Origin of the sequence: Denitrobacterium detoxificans (genome assembly GCF_001643775.1) — a bacterium.
Taxonomy (GTDB): Bacteria; Actinomycetota; Coriobacteriia; order Coriobacteriales; family Eggerthellaceae; genus Denitrobacterium; species Denitrobacterium detoxificans.
In genome coordinates this window covers 934,176-955,964 of the sequence record NZ_CP011402.1, presented here as the reverse complement: position 1 = coordinate 955,964, position 21,789 = coordinate 934,176, and the positions used below count along the sequence as shown (strand labels likewise).

Sequence of the window (21,789 nt, the reverse complement as noted above, 5' to 3'; positions counted from 1 at the left end):
TATATTACGGGTCATCCCCCATGCCGTCAACCCCCTTTCGAAAATGTGGATATATCTTCACGAAGTGGGTGACGGCACGTTCGGAAACGACCTCTAACTAATGCCGTACCAGGCAATACCCTCGTCATTCCAACCCAGGGAAATCAGCCAGTCGCGTTCCTCGGCGCTCGTGGTGAAGTTATGCGAACCCGACGTTGCGTTCGGGTTGTACTGGCGATACAGCGGCACGGATTTGGAGTCATCGCTATACCAGCCTATTCCCTCGTAGCGCCAGCCTAGCTCGACCAGGCCATCGCGCTCCTCAGCGCTCAGGGTGTAATGGTGATCGCCGCCATTGGGGTTGTAGAGACGATAGACGGGCGTAGAGGAGCTATTGGGAGCAATCCAGCCAATGCCCTCCTGCTGCCAGCCCAGGCTCACCAGATTGCTGCGCTCGACGACGCTCGAGGTATAGAAGTGCTCGCCACCGTTGGGGTTGTACAAGCGATACATCGCTACCCCATTGAGGCTGGGAACCGAGGAACCGGAATAACACGGAATGATGTAAGCGTAGGACGGCTCTACGTTGTTCTTCGCATACACCGAGTCCATGAGATTGGCAATGGATTCCGGCCACTGAACATCGGTTGCGTACTCATGCCACGCGGAACCCGAAGAGCAACCATAGTCATTGGCCCTGTTGTAGTCCCAGCGCATGTTGTAGATAGTAGGCGCAGCATAGGAATCGTATACGCGGTGCACATAGCGAGTGGAAATCCACTTTGCACCGCCCAGAATGGCGGCCTCGGGAGAGTTCCAACCATTCTGAACCGCCATGCTACGACCGCCCGAAAGCGGGCTACTGTCGTAGGCGCCAATGCCAAAGAAGTTGTAATACGTTCCCGCGGAGTAAGTGGTGCCTTCGATAGCGATGGACCCATCGTAGTAATAGCCTCGCGCCAGCGTGGAAGTCCCCCACCCCGATTCCAAAACGGCATGGGCAACCAAATAGGCAGCGCTTACGCCGTACATCTGCTCGGCCTTGATAAAGGCATACCCCATGCCATGCAGCGTGCCAGAACGGCCCTTTGAAGTCGAATCTATGAAGGCATCAATCTGAGACGCCGTAAGCCCCGAGGCGACGGTGATGTCAGCGAACTCGGAAAGGCTCACGTTATTGGGATCGAGTGCATTAAGAATCTGGCTGTACGTTGCGGTGGAACCACCATACTTATTGGTTCCCTTCGCGTACTCGAGAGAAGCCATCTGCTCAATCGAAATGGAAAGATACGTTACGCTGCCCGACGTAGACTGCAATCTAAGCGAAGACAGCGGATCGCTTGTATCTTCCTCCAGGGCCTGGGGCGTGTACTCCGCCGTATCAATCGTCTCGTACGACGATTCGTCGGCATCTTCGGGGCCCGTCACGACTTCTGCGGCGTACGCGGTAGAAGATACCGCCAAACACGCCAAAAGGCATACGGTGGCCAGCAGGGCGATGGTTCGTTTCATAGTGCGTTCTCCCTAACATATAGTCACTTGTGGGGTCAGCGTACCATGCGCGAAACAGGCACCCGCTATCTTGTAACCTTGTTTTGAATAGCCTGCACGAATTACCCACCGGTTGCACACAATCAATACCCCACGCAATCAAATACACGCTACAGCGCAATGGAGTGCAGTTCGCGTGCATTTACTGGCAAAGAAATCCGGTTAAGGTATCCTGTTCTGAACCCCGAAAGAGTGTATGCGGGTAGATAAAAGAAAGGGAATGTATGCGCTACGTAAAGATCGTCGACAACATTGCAAACGGCATCACGCGCGATGGCACGCCCGACTTGGGAGATGGCTACCAGGGAACCAACAACCTGGAACAGGCCGATGCCATCCTGGTGCGCGCGAGTAGTCTTCACGAGATGGAGTTCCCTGCTTCACTGCGCTGCATCGCCCGTTCCGGAGCTGGTTTCAACAACATCCCCCTCGAGCGCTGCGCCAAAGAGGGCATCGTGGTCTTCAACGCCCCAGGCGCCAACTCGAACGCCGTAAAGGAACTGGTCGTTGGCCAGATCATGCTCAACTCGCGCAACACGCGTGGCGGCGAGCAGTGGGTGCTCGACCATGCGCAAGACGCCGACGTGGCGAAGGGCGCCGAAAAGGCCAAGAAGGCATTCGTGGGCCACGAGGCCATCGGTCGCAAGGTCGGTGTGGTTGGCACGGGCGCCGTTGGCTCGAAGGTAGCAAACGCCCTGGTCGCGCTGGGCATGGAAGTCCACGGCTACGACCCCTACATCTCGGTGCAGCACGCCTACGAGCTCTCCCACCGCGTCATCCGCGATGCCGACCTGAACGAGATGTGCAAGGGCTGCGATTACCTGACCCTGCACGTGCCCTCGAAGGAAGACACCCTGCAGATGATCGGCGCCGAGCAGCTGAACCTGCTGAACCCGGGCGCTATGCTCATCAACTACGCTCGCGACACCATCGTGAACGAAGCCGACGTTGCCGCCGCGCTGGAAAGCGGCCAGCTGGGCCTGTACATCACCGACTTCGCCAACCCCGAAGTCATGAAGATGAAGAACGTCATCGTGACGCCTCATATGGGCGCCTGCACGCGCGAAGCCGAGGAAAACTGCGCGCATATGGCCATCGCGTCCATGAAGGATTACCTCAACCACGGCATCATCCGCAATTCGGTTAATTACTCCGATTGCGACATGGGCCCCTGCACCTGCACCGGACGCGTCGCCTTCTTGCATGCGAACGTACCCAGTATGATCAGCCAGATCACCAATGAACTCGCTTCGCGCAACGTAAACATTGCGCGCATGATGAGCGTGCCGGCAAACGAGCACGCCTACACGTTGGTCGATATCGACAACGAACTCGATCAGGAAACCGTTGATGCGCTACGAGCCATCCCGAACATCTATCGCGTTCGAATCGTCGTTCCCGCAGACGGCCTCGACGGCGGCCTTGGAACCGCTACCAACTAGCAACCGTATGGGCCCGCGCGTTTCGCCGGGCCCTTTTCATGCCCTCATAATGCCGAAAGGAATCGAATGATCGTCGAAGTGGGTTACGGAAACGGCACGCAGCAATGCGAAGTGCCCGATCAGAACCTCATGGGAATCCTCGCCGCAAACGACGTGGACGTATCCCTCACGGGCAGCGCAGAAGTCGAGCGCGCCCTTCGCGAACCCATCGAAAGCGCCCCGCTATCGCAGGTGGTAAAACCTGGAGAAACGGTCGCCATCATCACGAGCGACATAACCCGACCCATGCCCACGCCCGAGGTACTCCCCGCGGTGCTCGACGAGCTCTATCGCGGTGGCGTGCGCCCCGAAGACATCACGCTCGTATTCGGATTGGGCAGCCATCGCACGCAAACGGAAGAGGAGCAGCGCCACCTGGCCGGAGAACGCGGCTGGAACGAAATTCGCTGCATCGACTCCTCCTCGGAAGAATTCGTAAACCTAGGCACAACCGTAGCCGGCACGCCGGTGGAAGTAAACAGCACCGTTGCACGCGCCGACCGCGTCATCTGCATGGGCAACATCGAGTACCACTACTTCGCGGGCTACTCCGGCGGCGTGAAGGCCATCATGCCCGGTGTGTCCACCAGCAGCGCCATCGCGAACAACCATGCCATGATCGTCGATGCGCGCTCGTGCGCCGGCAATCTGGAAGACAACCCCGTGCGCAGGGACATCGAGGAAGCCGGTGCCATCGTGGGCTGCGACTTTATCGTCAACGTGGTGCTCGACGAAGACAAGCGCATCATCCGCGCTTTCGCTGGCAATCCCGTTGCCGCCCATCGACAGGGCTGCGCCTTCCTGGATACGCTCTACCGCATCGACATTCCGCACCGTGCCGACATCGTCATCGATTCGCAAGGCGGAGCGCCCAAGGATCTCAACCTCTATCAGACGCAGAAGGCCCTGGACAACGCAAAGTACGCCGTACGAGAAGGCGGCGTGATCATTTTAGTGGGACGCTGCAACGAAGGGCTGGGTAACGCCACGTTCCAAGCGTGGATGCATGAAGCGAATACGCCAGCCGACGTGCTGGAACACCTGCAGGCGGCGTTTGCCTTGGGCGGACACAAGGCCGCGGCTGTGGCAAAAATCCAACTAATGGCCGATGTGTACCTGGTTAGCGACCTGCCCGCAGAGCTTGCGCGTGATTGCTTCTTCACGCCCTTCCCCACGCTGGAAGAGGCGTATGCAGCCGCCGTGGCAAAGATGGGCGAAGAGGCCAGCGTGCTGGTAATGCCCCACGGCGGAAGCACCGTTCCCCACGCGCTCGCATAGCGCGCACGACATGCACAACAAAAGGAAGCCTGGCCGCACAACGCGCGCCAGGCTTCCTCGTTCATGGGCGGTAACGCCCTACCCCAGGCGCCATCCTTCCGCCTCAGCGCGCGTCTGCACGAAATTGCGATACGTGCCTTCCTGCGCGACCAGCTCGGCATGGGTGCCACGCTGCGTGAGATTACCAGCGTCGATAACCAGAATCTGATCGGCATTCTCGACGGTGGCCAAGCGATGAGCGATGACAACGACCGTCTTGCCGCGCGTGAGCTCGGAAAGGGCCTGCTGCACGAGACGCTCGTTTTCCGGGTCGATGGAGGCAGTGGCCTCGTCCAAAATGACGATGGGAGCATCCTTCAGCAAGGCGCGGGCAATGGAAATGCGCTGGCGCTCGCCACCCGAAAGCGTAGATCCACCAGCCCCAACAACCGTCTGATAACCATCGGGCAAAGCCATGATGAAGTCATGGCAGCGGGCACGCTTGGCCGCTTCGACAACCATTTCGTGCGTAGCATTGGCCGTGCCAAAGGCGATATTCGCCTCGATGGTGTCGTTGAACAGATAGACGTTCTGGAACACCATGGAAAAATGCGAGAGCAAGCTGTCGACCGTGAACTCGCGCACGTCGTGGCCACCCACGCGGACGCAACCCGACGACACGTCGTAGAAGCGCGCCATGAGGTTGGATATCGTCGTCTTGCCCGAGCCACTGGGGCCAACGATGGCCGTGGTGGTGCCCTGCGGAATGTCGAACGAGATACCATGCAGGATTTCACGGTCGCTATACCCGAAGTGCACGTTCTCGAACTCGATGCCATACGAATCAATCTGCACGTCGGAACCATCCTCGTCGATGAACTGGGCGTTCTCGATGGCCTCCAAACGATCGAGCGAATCATTGAACTCGGCAAACAGGTGAGCAGCGTCGGTCAGACGCATGAGTGGCGCAAAGATGGTCGTGGAGAGGAACGCAATGGCTATGAACTCCCACAGCTCTAGCTGACCTGCAATGAACGAGGCGCACACCGCCACCAAAAGAATGGCGGAAGAGGCCTGCAGAATGAAGTTGTGGGTGATGTTCGGCGGCGTATACGACTTCTCGATGACGATACGCGCGTTCGTAAGTTCCGCAACCGATTTATCGTACGGACGACGTACGGCCTCGCTGGTGCCGTACGACTTTGCCGTACCCAGACCGTTGTACAGGCCAACCGTAGCGCCAGCCAGGCGCTCCGTGGCATTCTTCGCAGCGGGCGTATTCTTCGCGCTGGCCCTATTCACCGCAGTAAGCGTAAGCGATACGAGGGCAATGGCGCAGATGGCGATAACGCCGGCAAGCGGGCACGTAACCAAAAGCCAGAGAATGATGATCGCAGCCGATACGTAGGCTCCCAGCGCCGCATCCACCTGGCGCACGGCCTCAAGCTCCATCATGTTCAGGTTGGTGGTAACGACGGAGAGGATGTCGCCCGTCTTCACCTGCTGGAAATATCCCAGCGGAACGCGCTTGAGCACGTCGCCCACGGACAGACGCATCTCCGCGGCCGTTTCGTAGCCTACGGAATCCTGGCAGCGCGCCTTCGCATACGTGAACACCGCACGCACGAGAATGCAAGCGGCAATAACGCCAAGCGCTAGCCACACGAACGAGCCATCGAGCTGAACTTCGCCGCGCATGTCGGCGGCAAGCTGACCAAGCACCCATGCCGCTAGGAAGATGGGCATGGCCGTAGCAATGGCAGAGAAAATGGACAATACGAACCCAGCGTACACACGACCCTTCAGGGTGGAAACCCAGGCAATGATCCTTCGGTATGCACGAATCATCGCGCATCACCCCCTTCCTGAGCAGCAGCTTCCCCAACATGGGAACCCGCAGCCCAATCGGCCGCACCAATGTGGGCCTTCCACATGGATGCATACAGGTCGTTTTGCGCAAGCAGTTCGTCATGCGTACCACGCGCCACAATTTGGCCATCGTTCACAACGCAAATGCAATCGGCGGCGGTAATGGTGGAAAGGCGATGGGCGATGACGACGAGCGTCTTGCCCTCTGACAAGCGCGCCACGGAGCGCTGGATGCGCGCCTCGTTCTCGGGGTCGGCGAAGGCAGTCGCCTCATCGAAGACCACGATGGGAGCATCCTTCAGAATGGCACGAGCGATGCAAATGCGCTGGCGTTCGCCACCCGAAAGGGCATGGCCCGCCTCGCCTGCGGGAGTATCCCATCCCTTAGGCAGGCGCCCGATAAATTCCTCGCAGCTAGCCGCGCGGCATGCCGCATCGATTTCCTCGTCGGATGCACCAGGGCGGCCCATGGCCACGTTCTCGCGCAGCGTGCCATCGAGCAGGAAGTCATCCTGCGAGACCACGCTCACCAGGCTGGAAAGCTGGGAGAGCGGCATCTTGCGCACGTCTACCCCACCAATGCTCACGGAACCCGAATCGACATCCCAATGACGCATGATGAGACGTGCGATGGTGGACTTGCCCGATCCGCTCGGCCCCACCAACGCAGTGAAGCTACCAGCGGGAACCGATAGGTCTACCCCATGCAGCACTTCCACGCCATCGATATAGGAGAAGCGCGCGTCGGAAATCTCCACGCCATAGTCCGCAACCGCAATGGGCTTGTCGCCCTGGGTAAGCTCGGGCAGTTCCAGGAACTCGCGCGCATCGGTAATGCAATACGCCACGAGATTGATGTCATTGAACGCCTTGCCCAAATACGTTACGGGCGTAACGACGGCGATTGCGAGCACGCATGCCAGGCCAAACGAAGCCGGGTCGAGCTCCCCGCCCAGGTAAAGGGCAATGCCCACGGGAACCACGCCAAGCAGCGTGGTAGGCAGCACGGACATCGCAAGACTCGTTGCCACCCACGACGTGCGCATCCATTCGAGCGTATAGGAAAGAAAGCCCGTAACCGCGCTGGAGAACTTCGCATACGAAGACGTGGCCTGGTTGAATGCCTTCACTACGTGAATGCCCTCGATGTATTCCACGACAACCGAGTTCACACGGTCTTGCTCGTCCATGTAGCCGTCGTACATCTTGTAATAGCCCTGCATGCCCAACGTGAGCACGAGCAGGCCAATGGGCACCGTAACGATGCAGGCAAGCGCCAGGCGCCAGTCGATGACGACGAACCACACCACGATAGCCAAGGCCAGAAGCAGATTCGCGGAAAGCTCGGGAATGAAATGCGCGAGCGGAATCTCAATTTGCTCGATGCGGTCGATAACCAGGTTCTTCAAGTTGCCAATGCTCTTTGATCGCGCCGTACCCAACGAAGCGTTCATGAGCTTCGTGGCAATCCCCTCGCGCAGGCTGCCCAGGATGGTGTAAGCGCTAATGTGGGAGTTCACGGTAGAAGCAGCGAAGAACAGCTGCTGCAGAGCGTAGAACAGAATGGCGATGCCCACCCAGAACATCACGACATCCCACGACATTTCCGCGGGAGAGGCAACCGACGTCGCCTCGTCGATGATGCGGTAAATGGAATAGAACGGAACGAGACCCGAAAAGACGCTGATGATGGAGAGAATCTCGGCCAAGATCATACGACCCCGACAACGGCCGGCAAACGACATGAGCGTCTTGAACCAACCGCGCGTGTTTCGCGTGCGCGCCTTGCGAGACGAAGAGGAGCGGGCTTCCCGCTTCGCTTCGTCTTCGGAGGCGTCCTGCGTACTGTTTTCCGACATATGCACTTCCCTTCGCAAAAAATAGAGGCTGATAACGCGTTACAAGCTTGCGTTTTACCTATAGTGTGATTTAATTAGGCTACCCTAACACGAGTCATTATAATAGAGGCTTCGGTAGTTTGTGTGACAAGGGGCTAGCCTAGGCAGCAACGCTCTTCGCTCCCTTCACGCCCTTCTTCCTCGCCTTCACCGGGCGACCCGGGAGCTGGGGCTGGCAGTCGCCGCACCTGAGCATGAGCAGGGCCACGAGGTTGTCGGTGTTGCGGAAGCCGTAGCCCATCCTCACCGTCACCTTGATCTTGTTGTTGATGGCCTCTACGCGCCCGTTGCTGATGCCGAGCTCGACTGCGGCGATGATGTCGTCGCGCCGGCGGCGCACCTTCTTCTCCACGGCGACGACCTTGGCGATCTTGCAGTAGGCGGCCCTGTGCATCCAGTCGTCGAGCAGCTCGGCGGCCTCGGAGCCGTCGGCTGCCCGGAAGACGGCCCGCAGGTCCTCCTTGAGCTCCCAGGCCCTGACCAGCCGCGAGCCGGCCCTCTTCTTGAGCGCCTCGAGCCTCGCCCTCTGGCCGTCGGTGAGGTCCTCGGGGTTCTTCACGAGCGCGTAGCGGCTGCCCTTGATGGAGGCCGCCTCCTCCTCGAGCGCCCTGACCTCCTCGGGCGGCAGCTCGCCTTTGGCAGGCCTGCCGCGCTTGCCCTCGGGCCTGGGCCTGGCGGCCCTGGCGGCGGCCCTGGCGGCGTTCCACTCCTCGCAGCGCACGGCGTCGAGCGCGTCGTTCATCCACTGGACCACGTGGAAGGGGTCCATGACCCACCTCGCGTTGGGGCAGCGGCGCTTGACCAGCTGCCTTATCCACCTCGCGCCGTCGGCGGTCACCACCTCTATGGCGCGCCTCTGCTCGCGCGTGAGCTCGTCGAGGAACAGGTTGAGCACGTCCTTGCCGGTGCCCTCGTGCGCCCAGATGAGGCAGCCGCGGTCGTGGTCGACGACCACCGTGACGTACTTGTGGCCCTTCTTGTACGACGTCTCGTCGATGCCGATGCGGCGCACGCCGTCGAACCTCGAGGCGCCGCGCGCGGCCTCCAGCTCGGCGTAGACGCGCCTGCACACGCCGCCCACGCTGTGCCACTCGACGCGGGCGAGCTCGGAGACCGCCGAGGCGGTGCAGCGGACCGCCAGCCACGCCACCCAGTCCTCGAAGTCACGCGTGAAGCGCGCCCCGTGCCGCGCCCAGGGGACGGCCTCGGTGCGCACGCCGTGCTCCGGGCAGCGCACCCTGCAGGGCGCGTACTCCAGGTAGCAGGCCGAGCGCGCCAGGTCCATCGCCCTCCACAGCCTGGGGGCCCCGCGGTTCGCCATGTCGTAGAAGTCGCAGGCCCTGCCGCATACGGGGCAGCGGCGCTGCTCGCGCTTGTAGGGCCGGACGCTCACGACGATGCGCTCGGCCTCGATGCGCGCGCCCAGGACGACCGTGCGGGCCAGACCGAGGGCGAGAAGTAGTAGACTCTTCATGCGTCACACCTCTTCGGTTGTCTGAATTTGGCTTAGCAATCATAGGCGGATGACGCGGAAACGGCCCCTCCCGGGGCCGTTTCAGTTCCAGATCGTTGTTTTCGCCCGCTGAGCTGGGCCTATGCCGGAATCTCTCCCACAGAAACCACCGAAGAGCCTTATAATAACATTTCATTTCACGAATGAAGTTTTATGACCCGTCACGCAAACATCACAGCTCAAGGGAAAGGTAGACTATGTCAGTCAATGAGACGGTGGCAGGCGGATCTGCAAGCAAGATCAATACCAAGCTCAAGCCGAAGGACCTTATTACCATCGGCATTTTCACGGCCATCTACGTGGTGCTCTCCAGCATTCCCGGCATGCTGGCCATCATCCCCATCTTCGTTCCGCTCGCAGCTGTGCTCGTTCCGCTGCTTGGCGGCATTCCCGTTATGTACCTCATTGCCAAAGTGCATAAATTTGGCGCGCTCGTCATACTCTTCACCCTCGTGGGTCTCTTCATGCTCGTAGGGGGAATGGGCTATTTCAGCCTGTTCACCTGCATCATCTGCGCCATCATCGCCGAACTCATCCTGCGCTCGGGCAACTACCAGAGCATGCGCAAGGCAACCTTGGCCTATGCCGTTACGGGCATGTGGATCATCGGCAACTTCATGCCATTCGTATTCACGCGCGATTCGTTTTTGGCTCAGCAAGCCGCCAACTACGGCACCGACTACGCGAATGCCCTTTCGGGGCTCATGTCTCCGTGGATCATTCCGCTTCTTGTGGTAGTGGCATTCGTGTCGGGTCTTGCAGGCGCGGCCATTGGCAAGCGCATCTACCGTAAGCACTTCGAACGAGCAGGTATTGCATAAGATGACATCAGAAGACCGCAAGCGCCAAGGGCTGCTAGACCCGCGTACCAAGCTACTCATCATCATCACGCTCGCAATAGTCCTCCTCACGGGCGGCTATAATGGAGCAATGATTTACGTACGCCCCATCCTGGCAGTTCTCCCCATGGGACTCCTACTCATGGAACGAAAGCTAAACATCGCCCTAGGCTACGCCGTGGCGTTCATCGCAGCCGAGCTATTGCAAATGTACGTCGCCCCACTCACATCGGGTGCGTGGACGGTGTTCATCCTGCTCCTTAGTGGAATCATGCTGCGACTAGCTCCTGGCGTTGCGGCCTTCTACTACCTTGTCACCACCACAACCGTGGGCGATCTGGTTGCAGGGCTAGAGAAGATACACTTGCCGCAAACAATCGTTATCCCGCTTTCGGTCATGTTTCGCTTCTTCCCCACGCTCGCCGAGGAAAACCGCGCCATTGGCGCAGCCATGCGAATGAGAGGAATCCGATTGGGAAAGACGGGTGTGGCAGCGGCATTCGAGTACCGCCTTATCCCGCTCATGATGAGCTCGATCCGCATTGGCGAGGAACTATCCGCAGCCGCCCTCACACGAGGCCTGGGCGCCCCCGTCCATCGCACCACCATCAGCGAGATAGGATTTAGGGTCACAGACATCTTCTGCATCCTCATCTGCCTCGCCTGCTTCATCGCTTACGTATGTTCGGAGCTTCACCTGCTATGACAACCAATACCGCTTTCAAGATCGACAATGTGAGCTTTCGCTATGACGGAGGAGACGAGGGCGCAAGCGTACACAACATCAACCTTTCGGGTGAACGCGGTCAGGTCATCCTGCTCGTAGGAGAATCCGGAAGCGGAAAGACAACCATCACCGAGCTGTTGAACGGCCTGGTCCCCCACTTCCACGAAGGCTCCCTTCAGGGAAAGGCGTACGTAGAGGACCTCGATGTAGCCGACACCGAGCTATTCCGCATCTCGCAGCACGTGGGTTCCGTTTTCCAGAACCCCCGAAGCCAGTTCTTCACCACCGACACCACGAACGAGCTGGCCTTCGCGTGCGAGAACCAGGGCATTCCCCGGGAAGAGATCATCAATCGAATCAATCTCATCTCCCGCGATTTGGAAATCGACGAGCTGCTCGACCGCAGCGTCTTCCAACTTTCGGGCGGCGAACGGCAGCGTATCGCCTGCGCTGCGGCGTCCACCATCGAACCGAGCATTTTCGTGCTCGACGAACCCTCGTCCAACCTGGACATGGAGGCGATCGCACAACTCCAACGCGTCATCACGCGCTGGAAGGAAGAGGGCAAGACGATCATCATCGCCGAGCATCGCATCTTCTACCTGAGCGAAATCGTAGACACCATGGCCATCGTGCGAAACGGATCCATCGAGCGCACGTTCAGCGGAGACGAGGTGCGTGCCATGAGCAATCAGGACATGCGCTCCATGGGGCTGCGTGCCATCAAGCTCGAGGAAAGCGGCCATCGAGGCAGCGCCGACGCATGCGAGCTAGCGCACGTCCGCATCACGGACATGCACTTCTCGTACAAGGGCGCTGGAAACGTTCTCTCCATCGACGAGATCGAGCTTCCCCGCCATGGCATCATCGCCCTCATCGGGCGCAATGGCGCAGGAAAGTCCACGTTTCTGCAATGCCTTGCGGGCCTGCAGAAGAAGGCGCGCGTCAAGTTGGAAATCGACGGAGAAACGTACAAGGGCCAAACGCTCTGCGATAGCGTGTACATGGTCATGCAAGACGTGACCCACCAGCTCTTCACCGAAAGCGTGCTTGAGGAAATCCTGCTCAGCATGCCCCAGAAAGACCGGGAGCGCGCGCTGAGCATCGCAGAGAGTCTGAATCTCACCGAGGTCATAGACAGGCACCCCATCTCGCTTTCCGGCGGCCAGAAGCAACGTGTGGCCATCGCCTCGGCCGTTGCGGCAAACCGCAAGATCATCCTCTACGACGAGCCCACCAGCGGCCTGGACCTACGCCATATGCGCGAGGTGGCCACGCTTACCCGCCACATGAAGGAAGAAGGCATGCTGCAAATCGTCGTCACGCACGACCCCGAATTCATCGAGGAATGCTGCACGCACGTCCTCGAGCTTTCGGGAGGTCACGCCGGCTTGCCCTACGCGCTCGACAACACGGGCGTCGACCGCATGTACGGCTTCTTCCGCATGCTCGGAAATGGCTCCTGGGCACGATAAGACAACCCGCATAGCCTGAAGAACCCCCGTTGGCACTGCCAGCGGGGGTTCTTTTACGCACGATACGGAGCAATTGCGCGCAGGCCTACGCCATAGCGAGATCACCGTTTTCCACGAGCGCACGCAGCGCCTGCTTATCGTAGGTGCCATCTTCGCGCTTGCAGGGAATATGGCGTACGATGCGTATTTCCTCGGGGCGATACCAGGGCCCACAGTCAACTGCCAACGCATCGGAGAGCGCAGCGGAATCGACGGATGCGTCCTCTTCGAAAGTACACCAAACGACAACGTGCTCGCCATCCTTGTCATTCGAAACGGCATGGGCAACCGCTTCGCAAACGCCCGAGAAGGCGGTAAGCGAATCTTCGATTTCGGAAGCATACATAACGAATCCGCGATACATGATCACGTCGCGATCGACACCGCAGATATGCAGATAGCCATCCTCGTCGAAATACCCCTTGTCGAGCGTATCGCGCCACGAGCCCATCATTTCCGCGGGCACGTCGACGCCAAGGGAACGATCGTTCACGCCGCACCCGCACGTGGTAACGTGACCCACCTGGCCTACGGGCAAGACCTCGCGCGTACGCGGATCGCGAATCTCGATCTGCACGCCAGGAATGGGAATGGGGCGACCAGCCGAGTCGAAAACCGCGTCGTCTTCCCTTTCGTGGTCTTCGGGAGAAAGCCACGTGAGTATGCCAGCTTCGGTCGAGCCATACAATTGCACGAGCTCGCAATCCAGATACTCATGCGCCATGCGGATATCCGCCGCAGCAGCCTTCTGGCCGCCATACACGAATCGCTTTAGGCTCGAGAGGTCGGCCATAGCGGAAGCATCGCTCAAGGCAAGCTTGATCATCTGCGAAGACGGCAGGAAGAGATCGGTAATACGATCGCGCTCGATGGAGCACACGATGCCCTCATTACTGGGCTTTCCTTGGTATACGACCACCGCCTCGCGGCGCACCAAGGCAGCCAGACACATGGCGATGCCCTGCACGTCGGTATTGGGAGTCAGCTGCAAATAACGCCCCGCTTCGCGGCAACCGAATAGAAACGCAATGCGCAGAACGTCATAACACCACGTCGTATGCGTGAATAGAACGCCCTGCGAAAGCCCCGACGCACCCGTAGTGAAACGAACCGTGACGACTTCGTCAACCGAGTCGGGTTCGTAATCGTCAAACGATTCAGGTCCGGAAGGCGCAACGAGCGTACCATCGGACGCAACCTCGATGCATTCGACGCAAAGCCCAGCTTCCGCCACGGCATCTTGCAAACGCTGGACCAGATAGCCCTCGCACAGCACGAATCGGGCTCCGGTCTCACGCAGGAAGCGCACCCACTCGGAGACGCCATGATAATTCGGAAGGCCCAGGAACGCGCCACCTGCAAGAATGATGCCAAGCGGAGCGCACATAACCGCCAGGTCGTCGGTTCCCGCATACGCGCAGAACTCCTGGGGACGCAAGCCACGACGAAGAAGCTCGTCGCGTATGGCGCAGACGCGATCGAGCACCTGGTTGCCGCTATACGAACCCGACTTCGTTTCCGCCAGGCACGAGTCGCCCGACCATTCGAGTGCATCGCGCACTTGCTCCTGGGCGGTTCGCCAGGGGGCGACGCCCGTTTCGCTCACGAGATCAAACATGTTCTCCACTACACATACTCCAATCAAAAGCGCGACTCGAGTAGCGCAGCCAAGCCACGCACCCTTGTCGCGCAATCCAATACGTCGGCTAATCCACGATGCCCGCACGCCACGATTCGAGCATCTGCTCGGCGCGTGCGCGCAAGCCACGCTTGTCAACCTTCTGCAACGACCCCATCTTGGGAAGCTCGTCGATAAACTCGATATACGCGGGACGAGAAGCCCAGCCGAAGGAGGCCTCCACGCATTCCATAATCTCATTGGGATCGAGAGATGCGCCCTGATCGGGAACAACCCAGGCGAACGTGCGCTCCCCGTCGGCGGAATGCGTCACGGGATGCACGCACACGTCGCACACGCCAGGAACGTTGGCAATGCGCTCCTCGACATCCTGGGCGTACACGATGGATCCACGATACATAACGACGTCGCGTGTGCGCCCCTTCACCGACAGATAGCCATCCTCGTCGATGACGCCTAGGTCGAGCATGTCACGCCACCCATCGACCATGTCGAAGGGCTCATCGCTTCCCAACTTGCAGGGGCACACGCCCGGTCCGCTCACCATGATGTGACCGATTTCGCCTTGGGTAACATCGCAACCCGTTGCCGGATTGCGAATGGCAACGCGCGTACCCGCCAAATCGAAGGGGCGACCCGCAGACGAAAGGATGCGATCGTCGTCGCTCTTGTGATCCTGCGCAGTGAGGCCTGCCAGAATGCCCGCCTCGGTGGAAGCGTAGAACTGGGCCAACTCGCAAGGCATAACGGAGATGAGACGACGAAGCGCGGGGACGGTGACGGCCTGCCCCGCATACAGAATGCGCTGGAGATGCGACACGTCGCGCCCCGCCATAAGGCCGCTTTCCGCCAGGGCAAGCAGTTGCGGCGTGATCATGAGCATGTCGGTGATGCGCTCCTGCTCGAGCATGCCAACGACCTCGTCGGCCGCAGGCATCATGCTCGGACAGAACACCGCAACCTCATCGCGCATGAGCGCGGCAATGCTGAACACCAGGCTCACGTAGTCGCACGAAGGAACGACATTGAGGTATCGACCGTTGTCGCGGTAACCAATAAGCGTCTGAGACGCCGCGATGTTGTAGAACGCGGCAGCATAGGACATGAGAATCCCCTTGGGCACGCCCGTGCTGCCCGACGTGAAGCGCACCATGCCAATATTGGCAGGGTCAACGTCAACGTCTTCATACGAGCCAGCAGCACAAGGATGCAAACGGACCCATCAAGCGCAACGAGAACCACAGCAGGCTCAACGCCAAAGCCGCGCATGACATCGGCAACCAATCGCTCGCAGGTCTCCTCGGCAACCAGGAAGCGCGCATGCGACTGGGCAAGCCCCACCGACCATGACTCCACCTCGCGGAAGAGCTGCATGGGAAGCGGAATGCCGCCAGCGAGCATAATGCCCATGGAGGCAATCATCATATCGATATCGCCGTTTCCCGCGCATGCAACGTATTCGCCAACATCCAAGCCCGCAAAGAGCAGCTCGTCGCGGATTGCCTCGCATCGGCGCAGCACTTCGCCACCGGTCAGGCGCCCCGCCGAGCCCACGAGCATCTCATCATCTACATGACGTTCCATAACGTCACGCAATTCGGCTTGAAAGCTCCTCTCGAGCACACCATTAGTCATTGACATATAGCGATCCTTTCGCAAGGTTTGACAGATGATTTGGTTCGACCATATTCGCGAGAATCTCCCAGCCCGCATCACGCAAGAAGAAATGACCGCCATCGAAGGCATGGCACTCTACCGACGCAGTGGTATGCGCTTGCCAACCTGCGGCATCGCGGGGCAGGAACTCGTCGTCAGAGCGCCCGGCGTATACGAGAATGTCCTGATGGTCGAGAACGGACGCTGAGCGATAATCCTCGGCGATTCGGAAATCATGACGCACGATGGGCAGAAAGAGCTCCGCTATCTCGGGCACCGCAAGCGCATTCACCTCGGTTGGGTCCAAGCCACCCACGGCATCGATGAACGCGTCGTCGGGCAGGGCGCTACGCGGATCCACGACGGGCATGCTGGGCGAACGCGACCCAGAACAATGCACGCCCGCAAAGCGAATGCCACGACGCTGGGCACGATACGCAAGCTCGAAGACGACGAGCGCACCCATGGAATGCCCAAAGAGATGCGTTCGCGCATGGTCCTCCCCCACCTCGTCGAGAATGAGGTCGGCAAGATGCGGGAGGTCGCGCGCGCATGCGTATTTCAACATGCCCGCATGACCGGGATACTGAACGGCGTCAAGCGTTATACCATGTGCAATCGCGGCACTCTTCCATACGTGGAACCACGTTGCGTTTCCACCAGCGTGCGGGAAGCAAAGCACGCGCGCGCCACTGCCGTCGCCGCAAATTCGCTCGATGCCCGCACGAGCTGAAAACAGGCTATCGCCACATGCCATTGAACTACCCACGATCAGCCGCCTTCTCGGCCACAAGCAGCGCAAGTGCTTCATCGGCTACGCGAACAACCTGTTTGCAGCCCTCTCCATGAACAATCGAATAATGGGATCCCTGCGCCGAATGCACGCGAAACGCCCCAAGCGACGACTCGCGCCAACGATCGACGGCGCACGCAAGCATTTCCTCGGGGAATAGGCCATGATCGGTAGCCGCAATGTAATCGACGTCATTAAACGAAAGGGGCACGGGAGCATCGCTCTCGCGGAAGCTTCGATCGAACACGCTCATCATCTGTAGCGTCTCATCGGCGTCGTAGGAAACACCCGCATGAGAGCGAATGAGGCCCGCATACTGCTCAGCACGTTCACGCACGTCGCGCGCATGAAATGCCGCCATCTTATTCGCAAGAGCATCGAATTCCAGCGAACCGCCAATGCGCATGAGCGCATCCTGGGGAACGGAACCTTCGTGCTCGGCAATAACCGCCTCCAGCGCCTTGGGCAGCGTCATGAGGTCTTGCGCATCCAAGCCCATGGAAAGCGGACTCACGCCATACATGCTCACGAAGAAGAGGTCGGAGAAGAAATCGTCCTGCAGGTCGAGCGGAGATGGCAGGTTGTCGATAACGACGGCCGACACCGCCTCGATGCCCATGGCCTGAAGCTGAGACGCACACGCTGCGGCAATAAGGCCACCCACGGAATGGCCGATGACCTGCACGCGGGAATACCCCAGATCGGCGATGAGACGTGCGTATTCCGGTGCCATCGTTTCGGCCAGCTGGGCCGCACCCGCGGAAAGATACCGCTCGCGATTGGGAAGCACCAGGCCATACACGCGACATGCCCCGGAATTACGCAATTCCTCGATGAGCTCGGAAAGCGTGTCCATCTTTCCTTCCGCGCCGTGAATGACGATACGCACGGCATCGTCATGCGCCACGGCATCGCCCTGCTGGGTCATAAGCACGCAGCCCGTGCGCATATCGGCCGCAGCCTGCGGAGCAAACGAGCCCTCACCGGATTCGTCCTGCGCTCCCACGCGTTCATCGATAACGGACACCAAGCTGGAAACGCTGGGCTCGTCGAGCACCGCACGCAGGAATGCGTCGAACTCGATATGCTCGGCCTGGGGAACGCGTTCGCGAATGCCCGCAATGATGCGCGCGAGGATAAGGGAATCGGCGCCATAGGTGACCAGGTTGTCTACAAGGGAAATGTCCATCTTGCCCAGAATCTCGCGCACAATGGCAAGCACCCCATAGGCATCCTCAGCATTGGCGCCCAGCACGGCATGATCGCGCGAAAGCGATTCAACGATCAAGCGATTGAGCAGCTTACGATTCACCTTGCCATGCTCGGTGATGGGAAACTCATCGACCAAGCACACCGTCGAGGGGACGGCGGCGGCAGGAAGGCCGGCTGCAAGATCCATGCGCAGCGTATCGCGGTCGATGCGCTTATAGCCAAACGCCGAAAGCTCGACGTGCAATGCAGCTTCGCAGTCATCTCCCGACATCTCGAACAGCACATCGGCCTCGCCGCGAACCGCAGCGCCGTCGGTACGACGCACCTGGCGCGTATCGGAAAACGAAACGGCGGCTTCCCGATCGATGTGAGCAAGGGCAACCCCGCTAATCAGCCAAACAGTAGGCGCATAATAGCGCTCGAAACCCGAAACTCCGTCTTCGGGAAGAATAATGATGTCGTACTCATCCCTGCGAAGCTCGACTTCCTCCGAGCACGGATCGGCGTCGATAACGCGCACACGAGGATTATCGGCCCAGAAGGACACGGCCTTCTCGCGCTCCTCCCTGCTACGCGGGCTGAGCGTGTAAACGTAATCGAAGCCCTCCACGGCATCCATGACCATACGCGGAAGCGCCTCGTCGGAAGAGCGGAGGTCCAAGATGTTCAGCTGCATGCCCGTCTCGGACTGGGACACGTCCATGGCCGCGCGATAGACGACGCTGGATACGCACTGTCCAATGCTCACGAGCCCGTTTGCGCTGCGCTTGGCGCGGCGCGTCAAAAGGCGTTCAACCGTTGCCATGCAGCCATCGATTGCGCTGACGCGACTGGAAAGATCGGCCTCGTATCGACGCTCGGGACGCACCACGAGCGCAACGCTCGGCTGGGCGCCTTCGGGGCGAATGACGAGCGCACATGCCTCAGCCACGCCAGGATGCGTTTCCGCAACGGCTTCGATTTCCGCAAGCTCGATCCTGTTGCCGCGGATCTTCACCTGCGTGTCGCGGCGGCCCAGGAACTCGATCTCGCCGCAGGGCAGCCAGCGCCCCACGTCGCCCGTGCGGTACCAGCGCGTCCCGCCGGGGCCCTCCACGAAGGCGGCGGCGGTGAGGTCGTCGCGGCCCAGGTAGCCCTCGGCCAGGCCCGCGCCCGAGATCACGATCTCGCCGGGCACCAGGTCGGGGCGCGCCCGCAGGCCCGGCCCGGCCACCTCCATGCGCTGGCCGGTGAGGGCCGCGCCGTAGGGCACCGAGGGGCGCGCGGCGTCGCCGTCGGCCATGACGTGCACGTTGGACCAGATGGCGGTCTCGGTGGCGCCGCCCAGGGCGGCCACGGTTGCGCCGGGCGCCCAGCGGCGCACGCGCTCGAGCGAGTCGGTGGGCACCCAGTCGCCCGACAGCAGGGCCAGGCGCAGCGTGCCCGGCAGCCCCGGCTCGCCGGCGTCGAGGGCCATGGTCATCTGCGCGGGGCTGGAGTTCCACACGGTTGCCCCCGCCTCGCGCGCGGCGGCCGTCCAGCGGGCGGGGTCGGCGATGGGGCCCTGCTCGCAGAACGCCAGCGAGCCGCCGGCGCCCAGCACGCCGAACAGGTCGAACACCGACAGGTCGAAGTCGAGCCCCGACACGGCCAGGGCCACGTCGGAGGGGCCGACCGAGAAGCGGGCGCAGACGTCGCGCACGGTGTTGAGCGCGGCGGCGTGGCTGACCACGACGCCCTTGGGCTCGCCGGTGGAGCCCGAGGTGAAGATCACGTAGGCGGGATCGCCGGGTGCGGCCTGCGCGGGCGGCTCCCAGCCGGCGGGCGCGTCGTCGCCCGGTCGCGGCGCGGCGATCGCGGCGCCGCCCCACCAGGGGGCGTCCCCGTCGCACAGCAGCGCCGAGAGCCCCGCGCGCTCGGCTATGCGGGCCCTGCGGGCCTCGGGGACGGTGGGGCTCAGGGGCACGTAGGCGCAGCCGGCGAGCAGCGCGCCGTAGGCGCATGCCACCTGGGAGGCGCCGCGCGCGGCGCACACGCCCACGCGCGAGCCGGGCTCCACGCCGGCCGCGGCGATCGACGCGGCGGCGGCGCGGGCCATGGCGGCCAGCCCGCCACGGGTGGCCGACTCCGCGCCCGGGCCCGAGACGGCGGGCGCGGGCGGGTCCTCGGCCGCGCGGGCCAGGAAGGCGTCCTGCAGCAGGCCCGGGGCCCAGGAGCGGCCCTCGGCGGCCGCGTCGAGGGCGGCCTGGTGGGCGGCTCGCGCGGCACCCTGCGCGGCGGGCAGCGCCACGGCCAGGGGCTCGCCGGCCGGGGCGGCGCCCGACGCGGCGTCGGAGAGCGCGCGGCGGAACGCGTCGAACATGGCCTCGGGCACGCCCGGGGCCAGCACGCCGGCGCGCACGTCCCAGTTCACGTGAAGCGCGCCCCCTATCGTTGCCGCCTGAAAGTCAATTCCCACCTGGGGAGTCTGCGTAATGCCATAATCGATGGACCAACTATGCTCGAACTCGCTCGAACGATCATCGGCAACGGCGGACGTAAACACGAACGGATAGCTGGGCGTCTCGCCATCGAGCTGCTTCACCACATCGCGGATGACCTTCACGCCCGAATAGGCGCTATGCTCGACGATGGCCATAAGCTCACCCGCAGCCTGGTGCGCAAGCTCACGCAACGTGCTCTCGGACGATCCGAGCACTGCGAAACCCGTAGACGTGAAATCGCCAACGAGCTTCGGCACGTCTTCGTGATACGGACGGCGATTGAACAGCGTCACCGTGATGGCATTGCGCTCCTGCGCGGACCAGAACGAAATAACCTGCGCATACAGCGCCAAAAGCAATGCACTAGGGCTTACCTCCATGCTCTGCGCAACCTTGCGGAAGCAATCCCACTCAGTTTCGTCGAGCGTGCATTCCAGGCGGGTGAAGCGCTTTTCCCACTCTCCCGAACACATGGGCACATCGACGCCGAGGGCAATATCGCCCAGGCGACCCTGCCAGTATTCGCGCGCTTCGGAATCATCTTCCGCCTGAAGGGCGAGAACATAATCGCGGAACGTGATGCGCGCGGGCTCCTGGGAAAGCGATCGACCATGGGCGACTTCGAACAGATCGTCCAAGATGCGCATAATGCCCGTCCAGTCAGCCACCAGGAAGTCAATGGAAACATGAACGGTACGCACGGAGCCATGCGTGCTATAGCCAATGCCCATGAGCGGAGGAACGCTCGCATCATGCACCATGTGCGACATCTGCTCGCGCAGATCGAGCAGAGCGCTTTCGTCGTCGCTATGGGCTTCCACGATGCGCGGCACTTCCACTTGGCTCACAGGTAGAACCTGCTGGAAACCCGCTTCGTCGAAGCGCGTGCGCAGGGCATCATGAGCGGCTACCACCGTTTCGTACGCACGTTGGATATCGGCGACTTCCAACTCGCGCGCGCCAATCTCGAAATACGCATGGCACGAAACGCCACCACCGGAAACGGAATCGCGACGACCCAGCAGATACGCAGACTGCACATCGGTAAGGGGGAACGGCTGATGCGCATCCTCGGGATGCGCCTGGAAGGACGACGACCCCCCATGCTCGAGCTCGTCCATAATCTGGGAGCGATTCGCCTTGATGGCAGCACGCAATTCATCAGGCAGTCTGCCATGCTCAGTGCGGAAGCGCAGCTTGCCGTCTTCCACCCACAGTTTCACGCCCTGTCTGGCCGCATCGGAAATAATCTCAGCTGCATTCTGATTCATGAAAAGCCCTTCTTGCCGTATGTACCTACCAGCCCCGCAAGGGGTTTGAGTTAAAAAGTTAGGTATTGCTAACTGTGCGGATGTCAGGATACACTAACTCGGAAAGATTGTTATCCCATGTTCAAATT

The 21,789-nt window shown here is 60.8% G+C and carries 13 protein-coding genes; 5 read left to right on the top strand and 8 right to left on the bottom strand.

The features are described from left to right. Positions 1–93 precede the first annotated feature (93 nt). The gene (locus AAY81_RS10120; RefSeq protein ID WP_082867855.1) at positions 94–1,491 is read right to left on the bottom strand and encodes a glucosaminidase domain-containing protein; all 1,398 of its coding nucleotides are present in this window, start codon (positions 1,489–1,491) and stop codon (positions 94–96) included. A 263-nt stretch (positions 1,492–1,754) separates the two neighbouring features. On the opposite strand from AAY81_RS10120, the gene AAY81_RS03850 reads away from it, so the two are divergent. Further along, positions 1,755–2,972: a 3-phosphoglycerate dehydrogenase family protein gene (locus tag AAY81_RS03850; RefSeq protein WP_066661595.1), complete on the top strand. Its 1,218-nt coding sequence runs from the start codon at positions 1,755–1,757 to the stop codon at positions 2,970–2,972. 66 nt (positions 2,973–3,038) lie between these two features. Further along, positions 3,039–4,289 carry a nickel-dependent malate racemase, LarAH6 family gene (gene larAH6, locus AAY81_RS03845; RefSeq protein WP_066661592.1) on the top strand — a complete coding sequence of 417 codons (1,251 nt, stop codon included), beginning with the start codon at positions 3,039–3,041 and terminating at the stop codon, positions 4,287–4,289. A 78-nt stretch (positions 4,290–4,367) separates the two neighbouring features. Here the strand turns inward: larAH6 and AAY81_RS03840 are convergent, their stop codons facing one another. From AAY81_RS03840 to AAY81_RS03830, 3 genes are all read right to left on the bottom strand, one after another. After that, a complete protein-coding gene (locus AAY81_RS03840) occupies positions 4,368–6,116 on the bottom strand; it encodes an ABC transporter ATP-binding protein (RefSeq protein WP_066661585.1) in 1,749 nt (582 codons plus the stop codon). Beyond that, a complete protein-coding gene (locus AAY81_RS03835) occupies positions 6,113–7,996 on the bottom strand; it encodes an ABC transporter ATP-binding protein (protein ID WP_143117404.1) in 1,884 nt (627 codons plus the stop codon). The genes AAY81_RS03840 and AAY81_RS03835 overlap by 4 nt, the downstream gene beginning before the upstream one ends. A 139-nt stretch (positions 7,997–8,135) precedes the next feature. Continuing rightward, positions 8,136–9,509, bottom strand: coding sequence for an ISL3 family transposase (locus tag AAY81_RS03830; protein ID WP_066660379.1), 1,374 nt, complete (start codon positions 9,507–9,509; stop codon positions 8,136–8,138). 236 nt (positions 9,510–9,745) lie between these two features. Here AAY81_RS03830 and AAY81_RS03825 point away from each other — a divergent pair, with 236 nt between their 5' ends. From AAY81_RS03825 to AAY81_RS03815, 3 genes are read left to right on the top strand one after another with little or no spacing between them, the layout of a single operon-like run. Next, on the top strand, positions 9,746–10,369 hold the full coding sequence (locus AAY81_RS03825) for an MptD family putative ECF transporter S component (RefSeq protein WP_066661582.1): 624 nt from the start codon (positions 9,746–9,748) through the stop codon (positions 10,367–10,369). A 1-nt stretch (position 10,370) separates the two neighbouring features. Continuing rightward, positions 10,371–11,093, top strand: coding sequence for an energy-coupling factor transporter transmembrane component T (locus AAY81_RS03820; protein ID WP_066661578.1), 723 nt, complete (start codon positions 10,371–10,373; stop codon positions 11,091–11,093). After that, positions 11,090–12,589 (top strand): ABC transporter ATP-binding protein, encoded by a 1,500-nt coding sequence (locus tag AAY81_RS03815; RefSeq protein WP_066661576.1) that lies wholly within the window; start codon positions 11,090–11,092, stop codon positions 12,587–12,589. The genes AAY81_RS03820 and AAY81_RS03815 overlap by 4 nt, the downstream gene beginning before the upstream one ends. Positions 12,590–12,674: 85 nt before the next feature. Here AAY81_RS03815 and AAY81_RS03810 read toward each other — a convergent pair whose 3' ends face one another. The 4 genes from AAY81_RS03810 to AAY81_RS03795 all read right to left on the bottom strand — a co-directional run bounded on the left by AAY81_RS03810 (position 12,675) and on the right by AAY81_RS03795 (position 21,661). Then, complete coding sequence (locus AAY81_RS03810; RefSeq protein WP_240480633.1) at positions 12,675–14,246, bottom strand: ANL family adenylate-forming protein; 1,572 nt, start codon at positions 14,244–14,246, stop codon at positions 12,675–12,677. An 88-nt stretch (positions 14,247–14,334) separates the two neighbouring features. After that, positions 14,335–15,420, bottom strand: a complete 1,086-nt coding sequence (locus AAY81_RS03805; protein ID WP_074777364.1) for a class I adenylate-forming enzyme family protein — start codon at positions 15,418–15,420, stop codon at positions 14,335–14,337. A gap of 474 nt (positions 15,421–15,894) precedes the next feature. Continuing rightward, entirely contained in the window at positions 15,895–16,692 is a 798-nt protein-coding gene (locus AAY81_RS03800) for a thioesterase II family protein (protein WP_169815791.1), read from the bottom strand. After that, positions 16,685–21,661 carry an amino acid adenylation domain-containing protein gene (locus AAY81_RS03795; RefSeq protein ID WP_066661569.1) on the bottom strand — a complete coding sequence of 1,659 codons (4,977 nt, stop codon included), beginning with the start codon at positions 21,659–21,661 and terminating at the stop codon, positions 16,685–16,687. The genes AAY81_RS03800 and AAY81_RS03795 overlap by 8 nt, the downstream gene beginning before the upstream one ends. Positions 21,662–21,789: the final 128 nt, after the last annotated feature.

Bases quoted from the DNA above. Each gene is read 5' to 3' on its own strand.
- AAY81_RS10120 (WP_082867855.1), bottom strand. From the start codon at position 1,491: ATGAAACGAACCATCGCCCTGCTGGCCACCGTATGCCTTTTGGCGTGT.
- AAY81_RS03850 (WP_066661595.1), top strand. From the start codon at position 1,755: ATGCGCTACGTAAAGATCGTCGACAACATTGCAAACGGCATCACGCGC.
- larAH6 (WP_066661592.1), top strand. From the start codon at position 3,039: ATGATCGTCGAAGTGGGTTACGGAAACGGCACGCAGCAATGCGAAGTG.
- AAY81_RS03840 (WP_066661585.1), bottom strand. From the start codon at position 6,116: ATGATTCGTGCATACCGAAGGATCATTGCCTGGGTTTCCACCCTGAAG.
- AAY81_RS03835 (WP_143117404.1), bottom strand. From the start codon at position 7,996: ATGTCGGAAAACAGTACGCAGGACGCCTCCGAAGACGAAGCGAAGCGG.
- AAY81_RS03830 (WP_066660379.1), bottom strand. From the start codon at position 9,509: ATGAAGAGTCTACTACTTCTCGCCCTCGGTCTGGCCCGCACGGTCGTC.
- AAY81_RS03825 (WP_066661582.1), top strand. From the start codon at position 9,746: ATGTCAGTCAATGAGACGGTGGCAGGCGGATCTGCAAGCAAGATCAAT.
- AAY81_RS03820 (WP_066661578.1), top strand. From the start codon at position 10,371: ATGACATCAGAAGACCGCAAGCGCCAAGGGCTGCTAGACCCGCGTACC.
- AAY81_RS03815 (WP_066661576.1), top strand. From the start codon at position 11,090: ATGACAACCAATACCGCTTTCAAGATCGACAATGTGAGCTTTCGCTAT.
- AAY81_RS03810 (WP_240480633.1), bottom strand. From the start codon at position 14,246: ATGTTTGATCTCGTGAGCGAAACGGGCGTCGCCCCCTGGCGAACCGCC.
- AAY81_RS03805 (WP_074777364.1), bottom strand. From the start codon at position 15,420: ATGGTGCGCTTCACGTCGGGCAGCACGGGCGTGCCCAAGGGGATTCTC.
- AAY81_RS03795 (WP_066661569.1), bottom strand. From the start codon at position 21,661: ATGAATCAGAATGCAGCTGAGATTATTTCCGATGCGGCCAGACAGGGC.